The sequence below is a fragment of the Moorena sp. SIO3I6 genome, from assembly GCF_010672095.1.
This window is the reverse complement of record NZ_JAAHHU010000649.1, coordinates 1-2,525: the sequence shown is the minus strand read 5'-3', so window position 1 is coordinate 2,525 and position 2,525 is coordinate 1. Positions and strand designations below refer to the sequence as shown.

3 protein-coding genes are annotated in these 2,525 nt (G+C 39.6%); 1 reads left to right on the top strand and 2 read right to left on the bottom strand.

Annotated elements, in window-relative coordinates; all coding sequences use genetic code 11:
* Positions 1–140 precede the first annotated feature (140 nt).
* Entirely contained in the window at positions 141–506 is a 366-nt protein-coding gene (locus F6K49_RS40860) for a hypothetical protein (protein ID WP_293106694.1), read from the top strand.
* A gap of 889 nt (positions 507–1,395) precedes the next feature.
* On the opposite strand, the gene F6K49_RS40855 is transcribed toward F6K49_RS40860, so the two are convergent.
* Positions 1,396–2,151, bottom strand: coding sequence for a peptidylprolyl isomerase (locus F6K49_RS40855; RefSeq protein WP_293106691.1), 756 nt, complete (start codon positions 2,149–2,151; stop codon positions 1,396–1,398).
* 32 nt (positions 2,152–2,183) lie between these two features.
* Positions 2,184–2,405, bottom strand: a complete 222-nt coding sequence (locus tag F6K49_RS40850) for a hypothetical protein (protein WP_293106687.1) — start codon at positions 2,403–2,405, stop codon at positions 2,184–2,186.
* Positions 2,406–2,525 lie beyond the last annotated feature (120 nt).

Here is a 2,525-nt window from a genome sequence, read left to right as displayed (position 1 = left end):
AATCGTTTGTCAAGCACTGCCCACCCTAGATCAAGCTTGTGATTAATCCTCGGTGGGCAGTGGCTACCAAAGCTATGGCCAGCACATGAATCGTTTGTCAAGCACTGCCCACCCTAGATCAAGCTTGTGATTAATCCTCGGTGGGCAGTGGCTACCAAAGCTATGGCCAGCAAATGAATCGTTTGTCAAGCACTGCCCACCCTACATCAAGCGACATCAAGCGACATCAAGCTAATTATCCCTTTGAGCAAGCCATTCCTATGACTAATATCTCCACTGATTCAATAGCGCTAGATAATACTCCAGTTTCCGATCACAAGACTAGTAATTTGAAAACTAGTAATTTAGAGTTATCCATTGATGACTCTCAGACTGAGGTAGAGTCTCCCTTGCCCCTGTTACCACGCTCAGCTTGGAGTAGTCAGGTGGCATTATTGAGAGTTATTTTTAGAGCCAAGAAGGCTTTAGACCGAATTGAGCATGAAGCTGGTGTCTTGAGACGTTAATACTGATTCCAAATTCGGGTTAAAACTTAGAACTTCAAAACTCCCTTGAAAATCCAGTCCGCCCAGGCGGGCTTTTTTTTTGGACGCGCGACTTAAGCCTGGTCTGGGCTAAAGGGAGGTTATAGCCCTACGGGCAAGGGCAAAAGGCAAAAGGCAAAAGCGATGCAGCGCGGTCTTGGGGGTTTCCCCCATGAGCGACTGCATCAAGAAGGCAAAAGGCAAAAGTTTACTATAACAGCTTTTGAGCTTGTATCAATGTCCTAACCTTAATCCGTACTGCTATATAGCTTTTGAGTACTGTTTTGTTTTGACTGAAGTGACTAGCATTAAAAAGACATAACTGTTTGGATTATGTCTTTTTAATGATTGTTTTTACATTTTTGACAACCAAAACGAGACTAAATTGGACTAAAAACAAGCAAAAAATATGTAAATCTTGTCATTTATTAGTTATCTTCTAATTTAGAACTATCACAACAATAGATAATCTAAATAAGGTAATGACAACAAATATTGTCCCGACTGAAATTAACATTGTTAACGAGAAAATTACAAAATTGCTAACCTGACAAAACAAACGGCTAAGATTATAAGTGGAGATATTGATATATCCCAAAAAAATAAAATTTTGCTCAATAATGTAACCGATAATGAACTGACTTTTACTCATGGTGGTCTTTATACTATGAATTTACATCGTTATTTAACCAGGTTTTAATTAATAATTAAAGTCACCAATACAGTCTCAATCTCGAGAAATTAATTAGCAATATAAATCATCAAAAATGCCCCCTTATCATGATCAGAGGGCATTGAATTTAAAAAGCTTAAAGACCAAGATTATAATTCTAAATTCTAAATTATGAATGTATAAGTTTCCACTCAAAACCTAGGCAGCTTGGTAATCTAAGTCAAGGTTTTTCGTAACTTCAAATTGCTCAACCTCTTGCTTAATCCATTCACTAAACAAATTTAATAAGATTTTATACCGCAGCTTATCATCCAATTGCGGTTCAATAATCTCCTCCACTAAAATCAGATGTACGCCTTTAGAGGTCACAATGGGTTTGAGAACCTGCGGTGGCTTAGCTGCAAAAACAGCAGCAGAAATCTCCGGCTTGATATTTTCACGACTTACTACTCCTTGATATCCCCCAGATCGGCGTAATTCTTTATCCTGGATATACTGATGAGCAACATCATAGAAACTCATCTCTCCTTCCTGAATTCCATAAAATACTTCCATCGCTAAATCTTCATCATCTATGATTACCTCATACATCACTACACCAGCATAATCTAGCTGATTTTCATAAAAATAAGACTCAACTTTATCAGCAAATAAATGGTTAGCTAACTTTCTATAAATAGCGCCATTGTATACCATGGTTTCAAATTCGTCTAAGGTCATCCCATGTTTTTCTAGCCATGCCCAAGTGTCCTCAGCACTCCCGAGTTGGCTAAGTATCCTGAATTGATCTGCTGCGTCTTGAAGTTCTTCTGTTTCTACTTGGATACCCGCCTCAGCGGCAGCAGATGCGATTAACTTGCGGATAGTAATTGCTTCGATAATCTCAGGAATCTTACAAGATAGCTTTACTTCTTCAAGAATATCGTCTTTGGTAATTGTGATAGCTGGTGACATCGTGTTTATCCTAGTAATTTAAACTGTGAAATTTATAGTGCTGCGCCCAGGGAATAGGGAATAGGGAATAGGGAATAGGGAACAGAGTGTGGGGAGAGGGGGTAGTGTGGGGAGAGGGGGGAGACAAGAAGAGTGTGGGGAGAGAGAAGAAGTAGTTGACAAGAATTTGGTATCTTTAAATACATTGTCTTGATGCAGTCGCTCATGGTGGAAACCACACCACTTGCTCCCCACCCTCCCCACACCTCCCACACTTCCCTCTCTTTCCCTGCTCCCTGCTCCCTGCTCCCTAAAATCCAAGCTCAAAGTACCTCAAAATTTTAATAAATATACTAATTAATAAAGTCCTGAAGTGACTGATATCACATCCGGGA

What these genes read in the sequence shown, in the direction of transcription:
- F6K49_RS40855 (WP_293106691.1), bottom strand. Translation starts at nt 2,151, where the DNA reads ATGTCACCAGCTATCACAATTACCAAAGACGATATTCTTGAAGAAGTA.